The organism is Pseudarthrobacter sp. J1763 (assembly GCF_050490295.1).
GTDB lineage: Bacteria > Actinomycetota > Actinomycetes > Actinomycetales > Micrococcaceae > JBNPEO01.
The window spans coordinates 41,389-62,822 of the sequence record NZ_JBNPEN010000007.1 but is presented as its reverse complement, the minus strand read 5'-3'; the positions used below and the strand labels follow the sequence as shown (position 1 = coordinate 62,822).

Genomic DNA, 21,434 nt, shown 5'->3' with positions numbered 1-21,434 from the left:
CCTGCGCCACGGTTTTATCCGTGGTGCAGGGCCCCTTTTAGTGGTGGACTGCCTTAGATCTTGTTGGCAGCTTCTGCCTCGCCGGTGCCGGAGCCCGGCTCACCTGCGGACAGGTTGGCGCGGAGCTTGGCGCCGAGGTCAGCATCAACGTTGGTCCAGTATTGGATGGCGCGTTCCTTGATCTCAGGGCTCTTGACGCCGCCTACAGCACCAGTGATGGTGTCTAGGAAGCGGGCCTTGGCGCCGTCGTCGAACACGTCACGGTACAAGGTACCGGCCTGGCCGAAGTCACTGTCCTCAGAGTGGAGGGTTGCAGCGGCACGCACCAACGCGCCGTCGAACTCCCATGACCCTTCGCCAGCACGTGCCGGGTCGGCGACCGGGCCACCGAAGGAGTTGGGTGCGTAGACCGGAGCGGACGCTGGCTTGAAGCCGTGGCGCAGAGAACCGTCCTGCGAGTAGTTGTTCACCGGGGAAATGGGGCGGTTAACCGGCAGCTCGTTGAAGTTGGTGCCAACACGGTAGCGGTGTGCATCCGGGTAGGAGAACACACGTGCCATCAGCATCTTGTCCGGGGAGATGTCGTGACCGGGGACAACGTTGGCCGGGGAAAGCGCAATCTGCTCGATCTCGGCGAAGAAGTTCTCCGGGTTCCGGTTCAACTCAAAGTGGCCAACCTCAACCAGCGGGTAGTCCGAGTGCGGCCATACCTTGGTCAGGTCGAAGGGGTTGAAGCGGTAGGTCTTGGCATCCTCGTACGGCATGATCTGCACGTGCAGGTTCCAGCTAGGGAAGTTACCCTCGGCGATAGCCTCGTAGAGGTCGCGGCGGTAGTAATCAGCATCAGAACCGGCAAGCTCTTCAGCCTGATCGTTAGTGATGTTGTGCTCGCCCTGGTTGGAGCGGAAGTGGTACTTGACCCAGAAACGCTCGCCTTCAGCATTGGTCCACAGGTACGTGTGCGAGGAGAAACCGTGCATCTCACGCCATGAACGCGGCAGGCCGCGGTCACCCATCAGGTAGGTCACCTGGTGTGCGGACTCAGGGGAGAGGGTCCAGAAGTCCCACTGCATGTCAGCGTCACGCAGGCCCGAACCCGGGAGGCGCTTCTGTGAGTGGATGAAGTCGGGGAACTTGATCCCGTCCTTGATGAAGAACACGGGGGTGTTGTTGCCCACGATGTCCAAGTTGCCCTCTTGAGTGTAAAAACGGGTTGCGAAGCCACGGACGTCACGCCAAGTATCGGGGGAGCCCATTTCGCCTGCAACGGAGGAAAAACGGATAGCGGTCTTGACTGAAGAGCCGGGCTGGAAAACCGCAGCTCGGGTGTACTTGGATACGTCACCGGTAACGGTGAAGGTACCGAATGCGCCGCCACCCTTGGCGTGAACGATCCGCTCCGGAATGCGCTCGCGGTTGAACTGGGCAAGCTTCTCAACCAAGTAGCGGTCGTGAAGCGCTGTGACACCGTCGGCACCTGCGGTCAGCGAGTGCTCGTCGGAGGCAACAGGGGCGCCGGTCTGTGTTGTAGTGGCGGTATGTTGAACAGGCTCGGAAAAGTTAGCCGTCATTGTTCTCCTACTTTCTCGGGTTACTTGCTTTTTCTGGTGGGCTTGTGAGCTTCAGGGCCTGTTCTGCCAAACAGTCCTGGCAGATGCCTTGGTAAAGGACGTCGGCGATCTGAATAGTCATGGGGCGGGATTCTTCTGACCAATGAGGGGTCAGGCAGGGCGCATGGCCTACGGCGCATTCAACGTCTTCAACCCGGCCGCAGCTTGTGCACACGGCATGGTGATGGTTGTCTGCTACTCGAGTTTCGTAGAGCGCGGGGGAGTGTGGCGGCTCGAAGCGCCTGAGCATGCCGAGTTCGCTGAGGTCGTTGAGGACCACGTAGACCGACTGTGCGGTAAGCTCGGGGAGAGCTTCCCGGGCGAAGCTAAGAATTGCTTCGGCGGGGGAGTGCGGGTGCAGTTCTACGGCCGTCAGCACAGCCAAGCGCTGTTTAGTCACACGCCGTCCCAAAGAGCGCAGCTCGGCTGCCCAATCTTCGGAAGTATGTGTGCTGAGGGTCATAGCCCCATTCAAACACTTATTTTGAGAAAGTCGCAATAAGCCAAGCCTAAGCTTCCTCCGTCTCAGCTGGCCCACCCGCCCCTTGCGCCGAGGTCGGTGCTTCGCGCCGTTTTCCCCGGAAATTACCTAGGCCAGCGGAGCTATGCACCGACCTCGGCGGGAGAGGTGGCGCTGTGCACCGACTTCGTCTGAAGGGCGGGTGACTATGTGGGAGGGAGAAGGGGGTTGGTTTTTTCGGTGACGGATCGGGGGTACACGTACATCACTGCTTGGGGCCCATCGAGCGCAAGGCAACTCACACCCGGGTACGGCGAAGCTTCTATCTGCGCCGTGAGCTTCCCGGCCAGGTCAACCACTAGTTCCGGGGCCAGTGCACCAATTTCGCCCGCACCAGCCGTGGAAGGTACGACGCCGAACGTCACCTTTAGCCCGCAGCTAGCACCGGATTCGTCCCCCAGTGAAATGACGGAGACAGTTGCGGTGCCTGCACCTTGTGGGAGCGAAGTCTGCGGGAGTGCACCCTGCGCCTGTGCATCAGCACTGCGGATCTCGGTCCGCAGCGCTAGGTCGAGGTCTTCGCGCTCAGTCTCACGCAACACGCGCCGCCGGTGTGCTGGCAAGGCGAGCTGTTGTTCCGCCGTCGGCCATTGAAGAAGTTCAGGCTGCGCCAGGGCCGCACCGGGACCTGTGTCCCCAAAGAGGTGAAAAGTTGGGGTGGAAGACTCGGCTAGCGGTTCCCCCACACCACTGCCCACGGGGTGCCAGTTCATCGAAAACTGCAAACGGAATGTGTGTGAATTAAGAACCGCACTCAAAGCCGTTCGGGCAGCCCGGTAACAGCGGAGAAGGTCGGCGGCTGAGCCGGCGTCGAAGGTTTTTGACGGGTCGGTGAGGACGATGGCGAGATGACCTGGCGTCAGCGGATTTCGGGGGCGTGAGACCTCCCAAAACGTTGATGAGAGTAGTAAGCGGCGAGGTAGTCCCATCAGGCCCCCTTTCTTGCCCGACTCTAGCAAGGATCCAGCACTCACAGTAGGCATGGCCAGGACCGGGAGCCCACCAAGTGACCGGCGCTAAAACTCCGCACAAATGCACGCACTAGGCTTGTCCGGTGCCTAACCTCCTTGCAGACCTGTCCCCGGCGAAAGAAAGCCCCGCGTTTCGGCGGCTTTGGCTAGGTTCATTTGTCTCAGCAGCCGGGAGCCAGCTGACGATTGTGGCCATCAGTCTTGAGGTGTACCGCATTACCGGCGAGAGCGTCTATGTAGGCCTCTTGAGCATTTTCGCCCTGGTACCGCTGGTGATTGCTGGGCTGATGGGTGGCTCAATCGCCGATGCTCATGACCGCCGCACCGTGGCACTCCTAGCATCCTCGGTGCTGTGGTTGAGCACCGTTGGTCTGGCAATTCAGGCCTGGTTCCAGCTCAACAACGTGTGGATACTTTTTGTCCTCGCAGCGTTGCAGAGTGCTGCGATGGGCATCAACACCCCGGCTCGGACCGCCATGATTCCGCTGCTGGTTCGCAAAGAACTCCTCACTGCGGCGAACGCGTTGAACATGATCACTTTTGGTTTGGCTACTACTGCCGGACCGCTGCTTGCTGGTGTTTTGGTGGCCTCGATCGGCTTCCACTGGACGTACACCATTGATGCGGTGACCTTCTTTTTTGTGATGTGGGCACTCTTCCGGCTCCCACCCATGCCGCCCCAGGGCGAAGTCCGGAAGGCTGGTGTCCGCTCCGTCGTGGAGGGTTTCCGTTTTCTGGGCACACGACCCAACGTGCGTATGACTTTTATCATCGACATGATCGCCATGATTTGTGCCCAACCGCGGGCTCTATTGCCTGCCATCGGCGCCGTGATGATTGGCGGCGGCGAGCGCACAGTGGGAATTTTGCTGGCTTCTGTAGCTGTGGGCGCATTCCTAGCCGGGCTGTTCTCCGGGCCGCTGGGGCGGGTCCACCGTCAGGGTGTGGCAGTGGTGATTTCGGTGATGGGTTGGGGCGCGAGCATTTCCGCATTGGGACTGGTGGTGGTGATGGCCAGCCATACGGGCGGGAGCGAACCGCAGATTTGGCTGTGGCCGGCTGCCTTGTGCTGCGCCGCTGCGGGCATCGCCGATTCTGTGAGCTCCGTGTTCCGAACCACCATCTTGCAGTCAGCTACCCCAGATCATCTGCGTGGCCGGCTTCAGGGTGTATTTATTGTGGTGGTTGCTGGCGGCCCGCGTTTTGGGGACATGGTGGCCGGCGGTGCCACCAAGTTCTTAGCCGAGGGGTGGGTGCTGCTAGTTGGTGGATTGATTTGTATTGTTTTGGCGTGGCTGGCCAGCAGACTCCAGCCGGGCTTTATGAACTACGACGCCCGCACCCCAACGGCCTGAGAGCAATAGATGCAAATGCCACACAATAGAAGTATGAAATTCCGGGTCCGCAATGTCCTTCCAGCTCTAGCGAGTTTCTCCGCGGAGGGCCCGTTTAATGTGCTTGTTTTGCTAGTGTCCCTGCTGCTCTTGGCGGTCTCGTCGTCATTGAACTCTTCGCTGTATGGGCTCGAGATTGTGCCGGGGCTGTTGCTGGGCGCCTGCCATTCCCTGGCGGCTTTTCTGACTCTGCACCGGCCCGCTTTGGGTGTTCTACTTTCGCTAGTGCCACTGTATTTTGTGCCAGTTTTGGCTGTTTATGACCCGCTGTTGCCTTTCCCGGTGAGTGTCCCGGCGATGCTGTGCCAGATTCTGGTGGTGGTTTTGGCGGGGCTCAAAGCATCATGGCCACTCGCCGCCGCTTCCTGGCTTGCAAGTGTGGCGGTTGCGGCTACGGCCTCGGCTGGGTTGACTGCCGCACATCCGAGTTTTGATGGCAGTAAAAACTTGGTGGTTTTGGCTTCGATTTCCTTTGGCCTGTTGATCGCAGCGATTATCACTGGCCGCTGGCAGGACATTCGCGAGCAGCTTCGTGTTGAGCGGCAGGTTACCGCGGAGGAAGTGGCGCGGCGGCAAATCGCTGATGAGCGTTCCCAGATTGCCCGGGAGTTGCACGACGTGGTGGCTCACGGAATGTCCCTAGTTTCGGTTCAGGCGACGACGGCGAAGTACCGGTACCCGGGAATGGAACCTGCCGTTGCGGCTGAGTTTGAGGACATTGCGGCCAATTCACGCCGGGCCATGAATGAGATGCGAACGCTTTTGGGAGTTTTGCGCAGCGATCGCGAGGCTGTTTCTACTGCGCCTCAACCGGGGTTGGCTGATTTACCGGCGTTGATGGAGGCGGCCACTCGCGCCGGGGTGGATGTTGAGGGCCCCAATGCCGAGGTCCTCGCTGGAATCGATCCGGGGCCGGTCACTGGTTTGACGGCTTACCGGATTGTCCAGGAGGCGTTGAGTAACGTGGTGCGTCACGCGCCGTCGGCCCGGGCTACGGTTCAGGTGACGCCCGACGCCGGGTGGTTGAGAATCACTGTGACCAACACCGCCGGGACAATCGCCCCCGCTGGGTCCGGTTTAGCGGAGACCTCGGCCGAGGCGAAAACGGTTAACCCCGGTGACGGGCATGGTCTGCGGGGTATGAGTGAGCGGGCGCAGCTTGTGCGGGGCACTTTAGAGAGCTCGGCCACCCCGGACGGCGGGTTCCGAGTGATGGCGCACTTGCCACTGAACGCGAACGCCACAACTACTGGTTTGACTAGTAACTTTGCCGCTGAGCAGACCCAAGCAAAAGCCCCGGAAAGGGACGCACATGACGATTAAAGTACTTGTTGCAGACGACCAGGCGATGGTGCGTGCAGGCTTCGCTGCATTGCTGAGATCTCAAGCGGACATGACGGTGGTGGGGCAGGCTGAAAACGGCGCGCAAGCAGTGGATTTGGCGCGTACTTTAAGGCCGGATGTGATTTTGATGGACGTTCGGATGCCGGTGATGGATGGCCTTGAGGCCGCTGCACAGATTTTGGGTGGAGCGTCGTCGGGTAGCCATGTGCTGATGCTAACCACGTTCGATGTTGATGACTATATTTACCAAGCGCTCGAGCTCGGTGCCAGCGGGTTTATGCTCAAGGACGCCCCGGCCGAGGAGTTGGTGAATGCTGTGCGTGTGGTCGCGGCGGGGGAGGCGTTGTTGGCGCCGAGTATCACCAAACGGCTGATTGAAGATTTTGCGAAGTCACGGCCCAAACCGGTATGCGCGGATCGTCGCCTGGATGTGTTGACTGAGCGGGAACGCGAAGTGCTGGTGCTGATCGGCATGGGACTTTCCAACCAAGAGATTGCCAAAAAGCTCTTTATTGCGGAGCAAACCACCAAAACCCATGTGTCCAAGATTTTGGGGAAGTTGGATTTGCGTGACCGTGTGCAGGCAGTGGTTTTGGCCTATGACACTGGTCTGGTGCAACCGGCCGGATAATAGGAGTAGGGCAGTTCAAACTGGGTGGAAGGATTCACGGTGCATAACCATCACAATGGCGTAAAAACCGCTGCACTCTTTGGTGTGCTGTGGGCGGTGCTCTTGGGCCTAGGAGCTGTGATCGGTTTGTGGAGCCGCAGCTCAACACCCATTTGGATTATGGCGCTGATCGGTGTTGGCACCACGTTCTATGGCTATTGGAACAGTGACAAGATCGCTATCCGCTCCATGCAAGCAACTGAGATTCCCGAGGCCCAAGCCCCGGAGCTGTACGCTACGGTGCGGGAACTTTCGCAGCGTGCCGGCCAGCCGATGCCTCGGATTTTCGTGTCACCTACCTCCGCGCCGAACGCTTTTGCTACAGGTAGAAATCCCAAAAACGCTGCAGTGTGTGTCACGGCAGGGATCGTCCAGTTGCTCGACGCGCGAGAGCTGCGCGGCGTCCTGGGCCACGAGCTGATGCACGTCTACAACCGGGACATTCTCACCTCATCTGTTGCGGCCGCCGTCGCAGGTGTTATCACTTCGGTGGGCCAGATGATGCTATTTTTCGGCGGTTCGCGGGACAACCGCAGCGTCAACCCGATCGCGGCGATTGCCATGGCTCTGTTGGCACCTTTTGCCGCCTCGCTGATTCAGCTGGCCATTTCACGGACCAGAGAGTACGACGCCGATGAGGACGGTTCCAAGCTCACTGGCGATCCGCTGGCGCTCGCCTCAGCCTTGAGCAAGATTGAGCGCGGCGTACAGCTTGCGCCGTTACCCCAAGAGCAGCAGTTTGTTAATACCTCGCACCTTATGATCGCAAACCCGTTCCGCGGAGGGGGTATGACCAAGCTGTTTGCAACGCACCCGCCTATGCGGGAGCGGATTGCCCGGCTCGAACGTATGGCCGGGCGCTAGAAGGCACCAAGCGCTTTTTGCGAGCTTCAGGGAACAAGCCTCAGGACAGTCGGTTCAGCTAAACAGGCCTTCGCCCACAAACCCGCCCGGCTGAACCCCCGGCGGAACAGCAAACAACCCGGAGCCGGTGTGCCGCAGGTACTCCACGGCCAGCCTGTCTTTTTGTGCCATAGCCATTTGCATGGGCACATAGTGGGTGCGGGGATCCGTGACAAAAGCGATGAAAAATAGTCCGGCGTCGAGCCTGCCGAGGGAGTCGGATCCGTCCGTGAAGTTGTAGCCGCGGCGCAGCATCTTCACCCCTGAATTGGACTGAGCATGCGCCAAACGGACATGGGAGTCGGCGGCAATGAGGGGCTTATTGTCCCTGCCAGCTCGTGCAAAGTCCGGCTCAGAAAATTCTTCCCCGCCGGACAACGGTGCACCGCTGCCCTTGGTTCTGCCGATCAGAGTTTCTTGTTCTCCCAAAGACGTTCGGTCCCAGATTTCAATGTGCATTCGGATTCGACGAACCACCATGTAGGAGCCGCCCGTGAGCCAGTCCTCCCCAGCCGATGCCGACTTGGGAACCCAGACATGTTTGTTCAGCAGCTCATCATCCTGGGCTTTGACGTTGGCAGTACCGTCTTTGAACCCAAAGAGGTTGCGGGGTGTTTGCTGCTCACGGGACGTTGAGGAAGTGCGGCCAAAACCCAGCTGAGACCAGCGGATTGTGGCCCGGCCAAAGGCGATTCTCGCCAGGTTGCGGATGGCGTGAACGGCAACCTGCGGGTCATCCGAGCATGCCTGAATCACAATGTCGCCACCGCTGCGGTTGTCTTCAAGAGCGTCGCCCGGGAAGTGAGGCAAATCAATCAGCCCCTCGGGGAGGCGAGAGTCCAACCCAAAGCGAGTACCGGCGTCGTTCTTGAAGAGCGTCCGGCCAAACCCGAAGGTGATGGTTAACCGGGAAGCGCTCAAACCGAGAGCCTCGCCGGTGTCCTCCGGCGGAGCGTCATAAGGCCCGTTCACGGCGCCTGTGTCCCCTGCCTCGCGGCCCGCGGACATGGCTTCGGAGGCAGCGGTCCAGTCCTTCAGCAGACTGATCAAGTCATCGCGGTTGGTGGCCGTGACGTCAAAAGCGGCCATGTGCAGACGATCCTGAGCAGCGGTGACAATACCCGCCTGCTGGGCGCCATAGAAGGGAACGGACTCCGAGGAGGCCGACGCGGCAGGAGCCGCATCACCCCCGGCGTTCTGCGTGATCAGCACCGTGACGGCAGCGCCTGCGGCAGCACCGGCCGCAGCAGCGCCGCCGTAGGTCAGGAGCCCGCGACGGCTCATCGAAGGGCTAGCGGAATTCTCCTCGGCCGGTGCCGGTGTCTTCGACTGAGAAAACATGCCCATAGAAGGCAACTTCTTAGAGAACAACGGCGGCGGTCAGCTTGGACAGCGGCTCGGCAAGCGAGTCCACCGAGGCGGCAAGGGTTTTGACCTGAGCGGGGGTGAGGTCGTTGTAATACGTGAAGCCTTCGCCGTCCTTGAACTTGTCCAACTCAGCCTGCAAAGACTTGAACTGGGCGTCCAGCTTGGTAGCCAGCGCAGCGTCCTTGATCAACAGCACCGGGCGGAGGTTTTCAAAGGCAATCCGGGCCCCGTCAATGTTGGCCTGAAAGTCCCACAGATCCGTGTGAGACCAAATTTCCTCTTCACCGGTGACCTTGCCGGTTGCCACCTCATCCAAAAGCTCCTTGGCACCGTTGCCGAGCTGATCCGCGGTGAGCTTCACAGTCCGAGTGCGTGTGTAGAGGTCTTGAGTGTCTGCAACCAGCTGGTCGGCGATGGCTTTGCGCTCGGCCTCGGTCATGGCTTTGTAGCTGGCAGGCGGGAAGATGTCCTTCTCGGCCCGGTGCCAGCCGGTCCACTTCTGGCCAGCTTCTAGGTCTGCTTCGCGCAGGTCCAGCTTGGGGTCTAGGTCACCGAAGGATTCGGCAACGGGCTCAATGCGCTCCCAGTGCATCCGCACCGAGGCGTAGAGCCCTTTGGCTTTGGCAGCGTCGCCGCTAGCAAAGGCCGCAGCAAAATCCTTGGTTCCGGTCAGCAACTGCTCCGTCTGATCCTTCACGTATGCCGTGTACTGGCCGGTGGCGGTCTCCGTCAGCTTCTGCACGTCGGCACTGACCGACGGCGTGGTTCCGGACTCTTCCACCGTGAAGCTCGCGCGAATGCCGTCGCCCTGCATACCCGGCTTGCACGCTGTTTGATACGTTCCAGCAGGGGCGGTGACTACCAGGTTGCGGGTGATGCCTGGGCCAATGTTTTCCACTTCGCCAATAATGCGCAGACCGTCTTCGGCGAGCAAGTAGAACTCGGTGACGTCGGCGCCGTCGTTCTTCACTTCAAAGGTGACAGGGCCGCTCTTGGCGCCCGTGGCACTGAGCTGGCAGGCATCCGTAGTGCTGGTGACGGCCACCGGGCCGCCAGCTGAACTGCTGGCCGGCTTGGCAGTGTTGTCCGTGCACGCCGTCAGGGCCAGCGGCGCCAAAAGGGCCAAAGCAGCACCTGCTGCGGCGAAGTTTTGGCGTTTCGGGGAGGATACGAGGCTCATTGAGATTCTTTCGGTGTAAGTCCGTTGGGGAGAACCGGACTGGTTTTAGCCTGCGCCGTGGAGGTTCCGCTCTGACGGTTGGCGCGCAAAAACAGTGCAAGGGTGGGGATGACATACAGCAGCCAAGCGGCCGCTTCCAGCCACGTGGTGGCTGGGGAAAAGTTGAAAGTGCCCTTCAAGAGCGTTCCATACCAGGACGACGGCGGGACGGCAGCTGATACGTCAAAGGCCAGCCGGTGCAAACCCGGAAGGATGCCGGCCTCTTGGAGGTCATGGATTCCGTAGGCGAGCACGCCACCGGCGATCACAATCAAAATGGCGCCGGTCCACGTGAAGAATCGGTCGAGCCGAATCTTGATCACGCCGCGGTGCAGGAGGAATCCGAGCAGAACCGCAAGAGCCAAACCAAGGAGTGCGCCCACCAGCGGGATGGTGTTCTCCCCACTGGCCTGGGCCGCTGCCCACAAGAACAAAGCGGTTTCTAGACCTTCGCGGCCCACCGAGAGTGCACCAACCAGAACAATGCCCCACGCGGCGCCACGGCCAGCATCGTCGATTTTTCCGCGCAAGTTAGACCCCATAGTTCGGGCAGTGCGGGCCATCCAGAAGACCATCCAAGTTACGAGGCCAACAGCAACGATGGACAGTGACCCGCCGATCGCTTCCTGAGCTTCGAAGGTCAGTCCGCGTGGGCCGTAGGTGAGCAGTGCGCCGAAGCCGATGCTCACGGCAACCGCTGCGCCCACACCAATCCACAAGCGCGGAAGCAGATGAGTGCGACCGGTCTTGATCAGATAAGCGATGAGGATTACGACGATGAGCGATGCTTCGAGGCCCTCCCGGAGTCCGATGAGGAAGTTCCCGAGCATGAACAGATCCTTGGCTTAGGGGACCCTAACCAAGGTCCAACTAAGAAGGAACATTACCGAGTGAAAGGTATTAAGCAAAACTGACGTGCCCTAATTGAATCCCGGTCGGTGAGTTACGAGTTTTCGGACCGATCGAACGTCAAGACGCGAACCCCTGACTCAAGCGTGATTTCGTCAATCGGACTGAAACTGTGAGCCTGGAACGCGCCAGCAAATAGCGGGATTCCGGAGCCGATGACCGAAGGGTTTTGTTTCAAGATCAGACGATCAATTTCGGGCAATAGTGAGTGCGCAAGAGTACCGCCGCCCACCAGCCAGAGGTCCTTGCCTGCTTCGGCTTTGAGCGCGCGGACTCGTTCTATGGCGTCCTTGCTGACGATCTCAACGTCCGGGTCTTCGCTCTCGAGCGTGGACGAGAAAACCAGGTGCCGCAGATGAGGGTAGGCGTCAGTGAGCCCGGCGGCCAAGCCGATTTCGTAGGATCCGCGGCCCTCTAGGACGGTGTCAAAGCTTTGACCAGGACCATCAATTCCCAGAGCTGTGCGGGCAGGACCCGGAAGAGTTTCTGGGTAGTGCGTCACGATGAAGTCGATGACGTCCGGGGTAATCGGGAAAAAGCTAGCCCCGCTTGGATCCCCGCCGTCGGGCCCGGCAATGAAACCGTCCAGCGTAGTGGCAACGTAGTAGACGAGCTTGCGCAATGGTGGTTCCTCTCCCGGGACCCAGTTCAATCATCCGCGGCCCCGCAGAACTTCGCGGGGCAGGCAGTGCAGCTATTAGCTGCGGAAGTTCACAAACTGAAGATCGGTCTCTTCGAAGTTCTTCAACATAGCCATGACTTCCTGCAGGTCGTCACGCGACTTGGAGGAGACGCGAAGTTCGTCGCCCTGAATCTGGGACTTGACCGACTTGGGGCCTTCGTCGCGGATCAGCTTGTTGATCTTTTTGGCGATGTCCTGAGCAATACCTTCCTTGATGGAAGCCTCCAAGCGGTATTCCTTGCCGGAGGGATAGGGCTCCCCGCTGTCCAAGGACTTAAGCGAAATACCGCGCTTAATCAGCTTGGACTGGAAGACGTCCAGCACTGCCAAAACACGTTCTTCAGCGTTCGCCTTCATCAGGATTTTTTCGCCGCTGAAGTCGATTTCAGCGCCAACGCCTTTGAAGTCGTATCGCTGGGCGATTTCCTTCTGCGCTTGGTTCAGCGCGTTGGCAACTTCCTGCTTGTCTACTTTGCTTACGACGTCGAATGTGGACTCGCCTGCCATGACTCTCCTTCAGTACGTGGATAGGGGGATTCTGCCCACCAGCCTAGTACGAACTGGCCTTTGCAGGCATAGATTCACAGTTCCCTCAAAGCGAACGTGGGGCTGGAACCTATCTTTGGTGCGCAGAGTTGTTCATAGTGAAGGACCAACTCGAGAGGCAAAAATCATGGCACGCAAGCGCATCACTGATGTCACTGCTAGCTCCGTTGCGGCGGGTAAGGCATTCGTGGCTACTGCTGGAACCGCTCTGGCAGCAGCTGCTGTGGCTGCGTCAGTGATTCTGAGCCCAGTACCAGCGGCGTCTGCCCGGATGGACGGCGTTCACCAGGACTTATTGCGAGCGGTGCAATTGAACCAGATCACCTTGGACCAAGCAGCCAGTTTTGAGGCGAAAATAGCGTCCCGGATCCAGTCTGAAGCCTGAGTTATAGGACTCAAACTCCTCGATTCGATTCTTCCGGCGTAATTCTGTAAAGTTGTCTTGCCCGCGGTTACTGGAAGCAGTTACCAAGGGTACTTCTAGTGAAGTTCGGCAGATTACCCGAGCGGCCAAAGGGGGCTGACTGTAAATCAGCTGGCAACGCCTACGGGGGTTCGAATCCCTCATCTGCCACTCAAGAAGTGAAGAAGCGCCTCTCCGCAAGGAGAGGCGCTTCTTGTGTTTTCAGTTCTGTTTGCTGAGCTTCGGGCTAGACCACGGCGGGCTCGTGGAGACTCAGTCCGTCTAAGTGGTGAATGAGCCTGCGGCCCAGGCCGTTGTCGAGCTGAAGCCACAAGGTGGAGCGGTCCGCTGTCATTCCGTCCACGATCCCCGTCACTAGGTAGCCGTGAACGTCGCGCAAAGCGACACGTTGGCCTGGCGTCAGCTGCGGCCAAGTGGGCACAGTGTGTCCGGAATTCCCGTGTCCCGAATAATCCTGTCCCGAAAGATTCAGCGCCTCTGCATGAATGTCTTCACTGGCCAAGTGCTTTTCGATGGTGCTCATTGCAGTCTCCCTTGCTGCCTAAATTCGTTAGTCCTTGTTATTTTTTCCTGCGCGGGTGAACAGCCCGGTGAAGTTGCGGTGAACACTCGTCGCAACCTGGTCAGATTTTGGTTCCGAACGCGGTTAGCACGGGAAATAAAGTGCTGTGTAGCCGCTTTTGTATGTTGTTACTGGTGAGTAACATAAGATCATGCACTTACTTCTACGCACCATCCTGATGCTGTTCCGCTCCGCCCGCAGCTCCGCACTGAGCATCTGGGGTACCTCGTCACTACCGATGAAGGTTCTCCCCACCGACGTGGATATTGCTGTGCACGTAAATAACGGAATGTACTTTTCATTGATGGACTTGGGGCGCTTTGACCTGATGGTTCGTGCCGGCGTCTGGAAAGCCATGCGCAAACGGGGCTGGACCCCTGTGGTGGCGTCGCAGACCATCTCCTACCGCAAATCTCTGCAGCTATGGCAGAGATTCACTATTGAGTCCAAGATCATCGGTTTGGATGAAAAGGCCATCTATTTTGAGCAGCGAGTAGTGGCCGACGGCGAAATTTACGCCCGTGCCTACATCGCCACACGGCTGGTCAGCAAAAAGGGCCCGGTTACCAACGAGGAGATTCTGGCGCTTCCTGAAGTGGATTCCGTACCCAACGATCTCGTTTTGCCGGAATGGCTACACGAATGGCGCGAGAACATCGCGCTCCCCGGTGCAAGGAAGCCAGCGCCTCATCAATGGTGAGGTAACCACGTGGTGAGACAAATCAGTGATTCATAAATAAATACAGCGCAGAGCGAACAAGTTACGCTGGGCTTCGCCATAGTGGGGAGCCCCGGCGTACCGTTGAAGTATGGCTACCGTTGACATCACAGGTGAACAGTTCGCATCTACCATCCAAGACAATGACATTGTTCTGGTGGATTTCTGGGCGGACTGGTGCAATCCCTGCAAGCAATTCGCCCCCACATACAGTGCCGCTTCAGAACAGCACGGTGATGTGGTCTTCGCGAAGGTAGATACCGAAGCTGAGCAGCAATTGGCTGCCGAGGCTGGTATTACCTCTATCCCAACACTGATGGCTTTCCGCGAGCAGGTTCTGGTTTTCTCCCAGCCCGGTGCGCTCGCAGGTCCGCAGCTTGAGGAAGTTATTAGCGCCGTGAAGGCATTGGACATGGAAGAGGTCCACGCACACGTGGCTCGTGCCCAGGCCGAGGCCCAGAACACTGCGGCTGAGAATGCTCCGGCTGACAACTCTGAAGCTTCGCAGGCCTAAAACGTAGCAGGCCTAGAACGTGGCTGGGCTAGGACTAGCGAGATCTAAAACAAAACAAGAATTGCCCCAAGGCTCAGCCTTGGGGCAATTCTTGTGTGTTCGGGGAGTCGGCTCGCTTAGAGGCGTTCGAGTTTCACGGGTTCTGCCAGCAGCGCGCTGAGGGACTCGTTCAAGTCCTGTACGGCGATGCCTTTGGAGTGCTTGTCAAGATCTGCCTCTGAAGCCCACTGTTCGGTCAAAACCAACTTGTCTTCGCTCACTTCGGTGAGTTCGTAGCGCAGGCAACCGGGTTCGCGGGTTACTTCTTCGATGGCAATTTCCAAAGCCAGTTTTACGCGGAAAAATTCGCCCTCGTTGGGGATGAAAGTGGCCTGAAGATCAACGATTTCGCTCATATGATTCAGAATACCGGCCACAGTTGGTAGCGTGCTGACATGTTGTCATATTCGGCCGGAGACAAAGACGTCCCGCTTTTAGAGACCACCATTGGAACTCAGTTTGAATCTGTGGTGACTCGCTTCCCAGACCGTCAAGCACTCATCGAAGCCCAGCCCCCACAAGGTGGCCGACCGCGCCATTGGACCTACCAGGAATTAAACAACCACGTTGACGCGCTGGCTTTAGCGCTGATGAACCGTGGGTTTGCGGCTGGGGACCGTTTAGGCATTTGGAGCCCAAACTGTGCCGAGTGGGTGATGTTCCAGTACGCCACCGCCAAGATCGGGGTGATTCTGGTCAACGTTAACCCGGCTTACCGCAGCCATGAGCTCGAGTTTGTGGTCAACCAAAACGGCATGCGGTCTTTGGTTGTTGCACCTCAAGACAAAAACAGCGACTACCCAGCAATGGCTCGGCAGGCCTTGGAGAATTGTCCTCAGCTCACCGAGCTGGTGTTCCTTCCTGGCTCTGATGATGCGGCAGGTCCACTCACTGCTGGCGTGCCGCAGACTGATGCTGAGCTGAGTTACCAGCAGCTGGTGAGTGGAAAGGGGAATCGCGCTGGAACCGCTGCCGCCCCGCCAGGCGTCAACCCAGCACACCATACAGCAGCTCAACTGGCCGAGAGGATGGCGAGCCTGACTACGGAAGACCCCATCAACATTCAGTACACCTCTGGCACCACCGGGTTCCCCAAGGGCGCCACCCTCACTCACCGCAATATCCTGAACAACGGCCACTCAATCGGTGCACTTCTGAACTACACCGAGCAGGACAAAGTGGTCATCCCGGTGCCGTTCTATCACTGCTTCGGTATGGTTATTGGCAATCTCAACGTTCTCTCACACGGCGGCTGCGTTATTGTCCCGTCACGCGGATTTACCCCCACCTCGGCGCTTCAAGCAGTTCACGACTTTGGAGCCACATCCCTGTACGGTGTGCCCACCATGTTTATCGCCGAACTGGCCCTGCCTAATTTCGACGACTATGACCTGAGTTCCCTGCGAACCGGCGTGATGGCTGGTTCCTTGTGCCCGGTGGAAGTGATGAAGCAAGTCATCTCACGGATGAACATGAAGGATGTGGCCATTTGCTATGGCATGACGGAGACCTCTCCGGTGTCCACGATGACCCGGGATGGGGACACCTTGGCCCAACGCACCGAATCTGTGGGCCGGACCATGCCGCATTTGGAGAGCCAGATTGTTGATCCGGGAACGGGCGAGGTGGTTGAGCGGGGGCAGATCGGCGAGCTCTGCACCCGCGGTTACGTCGTGATGAAGGGGTACTGGGGACAAGAGGAAAAAACCGCTGAGGCGATTGATCCGGAAGGTTGGATGCACACCGGAGACTTGGCCCGGATGGATGCTGACGGCTACATCCTGGTGGAAGGCCGTATCAAGGACATGGTGATTCGCGGCGGTGAAAACATCTACCCACGCGAGATTGAAGAGTTCCTTTACAGCCACCCGGACATTCAAGACGTTCAGGTCATCGGCATCCCGGACCAAAAGTACGGCGAGGAACTGATGGCTTGCATCATTCTCAAAGATGGCGCCGATCCTTTGGATGCAGAGACGGTGCGCGAATTCTGTTCGGGCCGGTTAGCCCACTACAAAGTTCCGCGCTATGTCCAAGTCCGGGAAAGTTTTCCCATGACAGTGTCCGGGAAGATTCGCAAGGTGGAGATGCGCCAAGAAGCGATCGAAAAGCTGGGGCTCTAAACCGCAAAAGAACTAGTGCCCGCGATGATCTTGGATACTCATCCGGGCGCCGAACCGTGGCGCACGTGCACCGGTGAGTCCCAGCAACCGCACCACCCGTTGCCGGTGCCCGCGCCACGGTTCAAGCAGCGCCAGCATTCCGGCGTCGTCAGTGCGTTGGCCAGTGAGCGCAAAACCCACAAACTTGGCGAGGTGATAGTCGCCGACCGCGATTGAATCCGAGCAACCGTGAGTCCGTTGGAGCACCTCGGCCGCCGTCCATTGCCCCACCCCAGGGATGGTCTGGAGCTTGGCTGACGCCTCGGCAGAAGGCAATAACGCCAAACGTTCAAGTGCGACGGCGGAACGCAAGGCCCGCATCACGGTTGCCGAACGCTGTGGGCCAACACCTGCTTTGTGCCACTCCCACGAGGGAACGGCAAGCCAATCGGTGGGGGACGGGGCCACCAATAGTCCCTCCGGCGCAGGACCGGGAGCCACACTTCCATAGCGTCTTACGAGGTAGCGGTAGCCGCGCCGGGCCTCAATAACCGTGACCTTTTGCTCCAAAATAGTGGGTACCAAGGAATCCACTATCCGCCCGGTGGAGGGTAAACGCAGTCCCTTGTTTCGGCGTCGTGCTTCAAGGACGTGGTGCGGCAGGGGAGTAGGGAACGGAGTCCCGGATGGTGAGGTGCCGGCGTCGAAATCGCTCCACGAATCACCCTCGCCGAGCAGGGCCGACAAATTGTCCAGCGCGCTCGCGGCTCCTGGCCCCCAGGCCTGGGCGTCAATCACTTGAGCCCCCGAAACTTCGGGAGGGCCTTGAACCAAGCGCAGTGTCACCGGCCCGTCCACGGTGGAGAATGCCATCCACCAGCCGTCTGGGTGGACGGCAATTGAGGGGTCGGAATTGCTCCGCAGCAGGATGCCAAGGGTTTGGTGCAAATCATATGGTCCGTCCGTCACCCACCGAGTGGCGCCATCGGCGGCGTCCGCCACGGCACTTGGGGGCTCAACAAGACTCATGGGCTTAATGCTCCCACGCCGCACTGACATAAAGCCCAGGGAAGTTCTAGGCAGGCATTCCGGCGCTCAACCACAAGGCGAACACTGCCAAGGGAATTGTTATCACCACTGCCACAATGCCGGCCACAGCAAATCCGCTCCACCGAACTCGAACCCCCAGCACAGCTAGCCGTTCGTGCCAGAGCAGCGTTGCCAGGGAAGCCCACGGTGTAATCAGCGGGCCAACGTTGACGCCGATCAATAAAGCCGCATACCGGAGTGGGGAACCGGCGGCAGGCTCCAGTGCCAAATAGGCGGGCAGGTTGTTGGCCAGATTGGCGCTTCCGGTCCCCAACGCTGCCAACTGCACGAGCGGGGCCAAACCATCACCGGGAATCACTTGCCGCAAAAGCAGCTCGGCAAGCCCTTGAGCGTGCAGGGTTTCGACCACCATAAACAGCCCCGTCGTCAGCATCAGCGGTTTCCACGGAAGCATGGAAATCCTCAGAACGTGCGGCCTGCGCCACAGATAAAACACCAAAAGCACCACAGCAGCACCCAGAGCTGGCCATTGGACCGGGAGCCCCGAAACCAGCAGCGGCAACAGCACCACAACCACACCCGCAGCAGCGAGCAAAAGGAGTTTATCCCCGGCAGCGTCAGTGCTGGCGAGGGCATAGGTGCCGCGCAATTGCTTCCGGAACATCACCCACAGCAGCAGCACCGGCACCAACAAAGCAACCAAAGCCGGAGCCCACATCAGCCCAGCAAAGGCAGCAGGTGTCAGCCCGGTGTGCTGCTGGGCCAAAAGATTACTCAAATTGGAGACCGGCAGCAGGAGAGAAACAGTATTCGCCAACCAGATGGTGGTGAGGGCGAAAGGTAGTGGCGGAATTTTCGCGTGCAAAGCCAACAGAACGACGACGGGTGTCACCAGTACCGCTGTGGTGTCCAGCGAGAAAAACAGGGTGATCACAGACGCCAAACCGATGCTTAACAACCACAGCCGCACCACACTGTGCCGGCCCAAGCGGGCCATCCGCGAGCTCGCCCAACGGAACAATCCGGCGTCGTCAGCGAGTTCCGTGACGATTGTCATAGCCACCACAAAAGTGAGCACCGGAACAGTACGGTCGGCAAGCTCGGAAGCCGATTTCGCAGGCAAGAGCCCGGTAACAAGGCACAACAAACCCAGCACTAGGAACAGTACGGGTAACAAAAAAGGCCGCAAAGCCGGAGATAGGTGTGGAAGCCGCACCGCACTATCTTCGCACCGCAGGGTGGAGCTCAGTGCCCAGCGGATAAAGTTGGAACCATGAAGTACGCCGAGTCCGTTCTGGACCTCATTGGAAACACCCCGCTGATCAAGCTCAACCACGTCAACGAAGGCATCAAAGCAACCGTTCTGGTTAAGCTTGAATACATCAACCCGGGAGGCTCCATAAAGGACCGGATCGCGGTCAAGATGATCGAGGACGCGGAAAAATCCGGCAAACTACAGCCCGGCGGAACCATTGTGGAACCCACCTCGGGCAACACCGGGGTTGGGCTGGCACTTGTGGCACAGCAAAAGGGCTACAAGTGCATTTTTGTGGTCCCTGACAAGGTGGGCGAAGACAAACGCGCAGTCCTCGCGGCCTACGGGGCAGAAGTTGTGGTGACGCCAACATCGGTAGCCCCAGACAGCCCCCAAAGCTACTACGGCGTTTCAGACCGCTTAGTCCGCGAAATTCCCGGCGCCTACAAACCCGATCAGTTCTCTAACCCGGCAGCACCGGGCAGCCACTATGAGAGCACCGGGCCGGAGATTTGGAATGACACGGACGGCAAAGTCACCCATGTGGTGATTGGCGCCGGAACCGGTGGCACCATCACCGGCACGGGACGCTACCTCAAGGATGTTTCTGCTGACCGCCCGGAGTCTGAAGGCGGCGTTGTGAAAATTATCGGCGCCGACCCCACAGGTTCCGTGTACTCCGGAGGAACTGGCCGGCCCTATTTTGTTGAGGGGGTTGGTGAGGACATCTGGCCAGAAAACTATGACAAAACAGTCCCGGATCAAGTGATCGCCGTCAGCGATTCTGATTCCTTTGTGATGACTCGGCGTCTGGCCCGCGAAGAAGGCCTGCTGGTTGGCGGATCCTCAGGGATGGCCGTGGTCGCGGCCCTTGAAGCGGCTAAGGACTTGCCAGAAGACGCCATTGTTGTGGTCATCCTGCCGGATTCCGGCCGCGGCTACCTGGGCAAGATTTTCAATGATCAGTGGATGCGTTCTTACGGCTTTTTGCCCGGTGGTGAAGAGGACACCGTTGGATCGGTCCTTGAATACAAGACTGGCGGAATGCCGGACCTTGTTCACATTCACCCGAATGAAACCGTCCGTGACGTTATCAACATCATGAACGAATACGGCGTGAGCCACATCCCCGTGCTCTCCCAAGAACCGCCAGTAGTTATGGGTGAAGTCCTTGGCTCAGTGGATGAGCGCACCCTGACCAGCAAACTCTTTCGCGGTGAAGCCCAGCTCACGGACAAAATATCCGAACACATGGGGGAGCGCTTGCCGGTGATTGGTTCATTGGAATCGATCGCCACGGCCCGCGAGCTCCTCTCCGAAGCAGACACTGTGATGGTCACCTTTGTGGGCGCACCTGTGGGCATTGTGACCCGCCACGATCTGCTCGGCTACCTCAGCCACTAACACTCACCCACCTCGGCGCTCGCGGTTTACAGCGAGCATCAGCGAAAGGACTGCCATGACTGTTCCAGAGAACGCAGGATTCAACACCACCGCCGTGCACGCTGGCCAAGCTTTTGAGCCGCGTACCGGTGCCGTTGTGCCACCATTGCATTTCTCCTCCACCTACGCCCAAGACGGAATTGGTGGGCTGCGTGACGGTTACGAATACGGCCGTGGCGGAAACCCCACCCGTGACGCTCTGCAAGAGCAGCTCGCTGCAGTTGAAGGTGGAAACCACGCCTATTCCTTCGGCTCGGGCTTAGCAGCGGAGGATTCGTTGATTCGTGCCCTCTGCCGTCCGGGGGATCACATTGTTTTGGGCAACGACGCTTACGGCGGAACGTACCGGCTGATCAGCCGTATTCACTCCGAATGGGGCATCGGCCACAGCGCCGTTGATATGTCCAACCTCGAGGCAACCGCGGCTGCCGTGGCCCAAGCGGCAGGGAAGGTCCGGCTGGTTTGGGTGGAGACGCCGTCGAACCCGATGATGAAAATCACCAACATCGAGGCGCTCGCCAAAGTAGCGCACGACGCCGGTGCCCACCTGGTCGTGGACAACACCTTCGCGTCTCCCTATTTGCAGAACCCGCTCGCCTTAGGCGCCGACGTGGTGGTTCACTCCACCACGAAGTACATCGGTGGGCACTCTGATGTGGTGGGGGGCGCCGTGGTCCTCAACGATGCTGAGCTGGCAGAAAAGGTGCAGTTTATGCAGTTCGCTGCCGGTGCCGTGTCAGGACCGATGGATGCCTTCCTCACCACGCGCGGCCTGAAAACCCTTGGTGTCCGTATGGATCGTCATTCGGAGAACGGTCAAGCTGTAGCCGAATGGTTGCTCGATCAGCCGGAGGTTGAAGCAGTGCTGTACCCGGGCCTGCCGAGCCACCCCGGACACGAGCTGGCTAAAAAGCAGATGAAGAAGTTCGGCGGTATGGTCTCGGTGCAGTTCAAGGGTGGCGAAGCCGCTGCCCGCAAGGTAGCCGAGGCCACTCGTGTGTTCACTCTGGCTGAGTCCTTGGGCGGCATCGAGTCTTTGGTGAACTACCCCTCTGAAATGACTCACGCGTCCGTCAAGGGCACTGAATTGGCTGTCCCTGAGAACCTCTTGCGGCTCTCATGCGGCATTGAGGAATCAGCAGATCTGATCGCAGACCTTGAGCAGGCTTTCAAAGCGATCGGTAACTAGAA

General features: G+C 58.9%; 22 protein-coding genes and 1 tRNA gene. 11 read left to right on the top strand and 12 right to left on the bottom strand.

All coding sequences use genetic code 11. From position 1 onward, the window contains the following. Positions 1-53: 53 nt before the first annotated feature. The 3 genes from ACQQCD_RS08825 to ACQQCD_RS08815 all read right to left on the bottom strand — a co-directional run bounded on the left by ACQQCD_RS08825 (position 54) and on the right by ACQQCD_RS08815 (position 3,059). On the bottom strand, positions 54-1,571 hold the full coding sequence (locus tag ACQQCD_RS08825) for a catalase (protein WP_430268017.1): 1,518 nt from the start codon (positions 1,569-1,571) through the stop codon (positions 54-56). 7 nt (positions 1,572-1,578) lie between these two features. Continuing rightward, positions 1,579-2,073 carry a Fur family transcriptional regulator gene (locus ACQQCD_RS08820; RefSeq protein ID WP_430268016.1) on the bottom strand — a complete coding sequence of 165 codons (495 nt, stop codon included), beginning with the start codon at positions 2,071-2,073 and terminating at the stop codon, positions 1,579-1,581. Between the two features lie 203 nt (positions 2,074-2,276). Further along, positions 2,277-3,059, bottom strand: coding sequence for a hypothetical protein (locus ACQQCD_RS08815; protein WP_430268015.1), 783 nt, complete (start codon positions 3,057-3,059; stop codon positions 2,277-2,279). A gap of 125 nt (positions 3,060-3,184) precedes the next feature. Here ACQQCD_RS08815 and ACQQCD_RS08810 point away from each other — a divergent pair, with 125 nt between their 5' ends. Genes ACQQCD_RS08810 through htpX form a run of 4 tightly spaced genes read left to right on the top strand, consistent with a single transcriptional unit; the run spans position 3,185 to position 7,373 of the window. Next, positions 3,185-4,456: an MFS transporter gene (locus ACQQCD_RS08810; RefSeq protein ID WP_430268014.1), complete on the top strand. Its 1,272-nt coding sequence runs from the start codon at positions 3,185-3,187 to the stop codon at positions 4,454-4,456. 33 nt (positions 4,457-4,489) lie between these two features. Then, on the top strand, positions 4,490-5,818 hold the full coding sequence (locus ACQQCD_RS08805) for a sensor histidine kinase (protein ID WP_430268013.1): 1,329 nt from the start codon (positions 4,490-4,492) through the stop codon (positions 5,816-5,818). Further along, complete coding sequence (locus ACQQCD_RS08800) at positions 5,808-6,470, top strand: response regulator (protein ID WP_430268012.1); 663 nt, start codon at positions 5,808-5,810, stop codon at positions 6,468-6,470. The genes ACQQCD_RS08805 and ACQQCD_RS08800 overlap by 11 nt, the downstream gene beginning before the upstream one ends. Before the next feature lie 39 nt (positions 6,471-6,509). Further along, the gene (gene htpX, locus ACQQCD_RS08795; protein WP_430268011.1) at positions 6,510-7,373 is read left to right on the top strand and encodes a zinc metalloprotease HtpX; all 864 of its coding nucleotides are present in this window, start codon (positions 6,510-6,512) and stop codon (positions 7,371-7,373) included. A gap of 54 nt (positions 7,374-7,427) precedes the next feature. On the opposite strand, the gene efeB is transcribed toward htpX, so the two are convergent. The 5 genes from efeB to ACQQCD_RS08770 form a co-directional block, all read right to left on the bottom strand. Continuing rightward, positions 7,428-8,753, bottom strand: coding sequence for an iron uptake transporter deferrochelatase/peroxidase subunit (gene efeB, locus ACQQCD_RS08790; RefSeq protein WP_430268124.1), 1,326 nt, complete (start codon positions 8,751-8,753; stop codon positions 7,428-7,430). A gap of 19 nt (positions 8,754-8,772) precedes the next feature. Further along, entirely contained in the window at positions 8,773-9,960 is a 1,188-nt protein-coding gene (gene efeO, locus ACQQCD_RS08785) for an iron uptake system protein EfeO (protein ID WP_430268010.1), read from the bottom strand. Continuing rightward, a complete protein-coding gene (gene efeU, locus ACQQCD_RS08780; protein ID WP_430268009.1) occupies positions 9,957-10,829 on the bottom strand; it encodes an iron uptake transporter permease EfeU in 873 nt (290 codons plus the stop codon). The genes efeO and efeU overlap by 4 nt, the downstream gene beginning before the upstream one ends. A gap of 113 nt (positions 10,830-10,942) precedes the next feature. After that, positions 10,943-11,530 carry a dihydrofolate reductase family protein gene (locus ACQQCD_RS08775; protein WP_430268008.1) on the bottom strand — a complete coding sequence of 196 codons (588 nt, stop codon included), beginning with the start codon at positions 11,528-11,530 and terminating at the stop codon, positions 10,943-10,945. Positions 11,531-11,605: 75 nt separating this feature from the next. Beyond that, complete coding sequence (locus ACQQCD_RS08770) at positions 11,606-12,097, bottom strand: YajQ family cyclic di-GMP-binding protein (RefSeq protein ID WP_430268007.1); 492 nt, start codon at positions 12,095-12,097, stop codon at positions 11,606-11,608. A gap of 166 nt (positions 12,098-12,263) precedes the next feature. Here ACQQCD_RS08770 and ACQQCD_RS08765 point away from each other — a divergent pair, with 166 nt between their 5' ends. Next, on the top strand, positions 12,264-12,521 hold the full coding sequence (locus ACQQCD_RS08765) for a hypothetical protein (protein ID WP_430268006.1): 258 nt from the start codon (positions 12,264-12,266) through the stop codon (positions 12,519-12,521). A gap of 107 nt (positions 12,522-12,628) precedes the next feature. Beyond that, positions 12,629-12,710, top strand: a tRNA-Tyr gene (locus ACQQCD_RS08760). 76 nt (positions 12,711-12,786) lie between these two features. Here ACQQCD_RS08760 and ACQQCD_RS08755 read toward each other — a convergent pair. Continuing rightward, the gene (locus ACQQCD_RS08755) at positions 12,787-13,083 is read right to left on the bottom strand and encodes a hypothetical protein (RefSeq protein WP_430268005.1); all 297 of its coding nucleotides are present in this window, start codon (positions 13,081-13,083) and stop codon (positions 12,787-12,789) included. A 190-nt stretch (positions 13,084-13,273) separates the two neighbouring features. Between ACQQCD_RS08755 and ACQQCD_RS08750 the strand changes: the two genes are divergently transcribed. Beyond that, positions 13,274-13,822 carry an acyl-CoA thioesterase gene (locus ACQQCD_RS08750; RefSeq protein ID WP_430268004.1) on the top strand — a complete coding sequence of 183 codons (549 nt, stop codon included), beginning with the start codon at positions 13,274-13,276 and terminating at the stop codon, positions 13,820-13,822. 109 nt (positions 13,823-13,931) lie between these two features. Beyond that, positions 13,932-14,354 (top strand): thioredoxin family protein, encoded by a 423-nt coding sequence (locus ACQQCD_RS08745; RefSeq protein WP_430268003.1) that lies wholly within the window; start codon positions 13,932-13,934, stop codon positions 14,352-14,354. Between the two features lie 116 nt (positions 14,355-14,470). Here ACQQCD_RS08745 and ACQQCD_RS08740 read toward each other — a convergent pair whose 3' ends face one another. After that, positions 14,471-14,749 carry a putative quinol monooxygenase gene (locus ACQQCD_RS08740; protein ID WP_430268002.1) on the bottom strand — a complete coding sequence of 93 codons (279 nt, stop codon included), beginning with the start codon at positions 14,747-14,749 and terminating at the stop codon, positions 14,471-14,473. Positions 14,750-14,788: 39 nt separating this feature from the next. Here ACQQCD_RS08740 and ACQQCD_RS08735 point away from each other — a divergent pair, with 39 nt between their 5' ends. Continuing rightward, a complete protein-coding gene (locus ACQQCD_RS08735; RefSeq protein ID WP_430268001.1) occupies positions 14,789-16,516 on the top strand; it encodes an AMP-binding protein in 1,728 nt (575 codons plus the stop codon). Positions 16,517-16,528: 12 nt separating this feature from the next. Here the strand turns inward: ACQQCD_RS08735 and ACQQCD_RS08730 are convergent, their stop codons facing one another. Beyond that, on the bottom strand, positions 16,529-17,524 hold the full coding sequence (locus ACQQCD_RS08730) for a DNA-3-methyladenine glycosylase family protein (RefSeq protein ID WP_430268000.1): 996 nt from the start codon (positions 17,522-17,524) through the stop codon (positions 16,529-16,531). A 46-nt stretch (positions 17,525-17,570) separates the two neighbouring features. Then, on the bottom strand, positions 17,571-18,734 hold the full coding sequence (locus tag ACQQCD_RS08725; RefSeq protein ID WP_430268123.1) for an SLC13 family permease: 1,164 nt from the start codon (positions 18,732-18,734) through the stop codon (positions 17,571-17,573). A gap of 84 nt (positions 18,735-18,818) precedes the next feature. Between ACQQCD_RS08725 and ACQQCD_RS08720 the strand changes: the two genes are divergently transcribed. After that, positions 18,819-20,204, top strand: coding sequence for a cystathionine beta-synthase (locus ACQQCD_RS08720; protein ID WP_430267999.1), 1,386 nt, complete (start codon positions 18,819-18,821; stop codon positions 20,202-20,204). Between the two features lie 55 nt (positions 20,205-20,259). Continuing rightward, the gene (locus tag ACQQCD_RS08715) at positions 20,260-21,432 is read left to right on the top strand and encodes a cystathionine gamma-synthase (RefSeq protein ID WP_430267998.1); all 1,173 of its coding nucleotides are present in this window, start codon (positions 20,260-20,262) and stop codon (positions 21,430-21,432) included. The last annotated feature ends 2 nt before the right edge of the window (positions 21,433-21,434 follow it).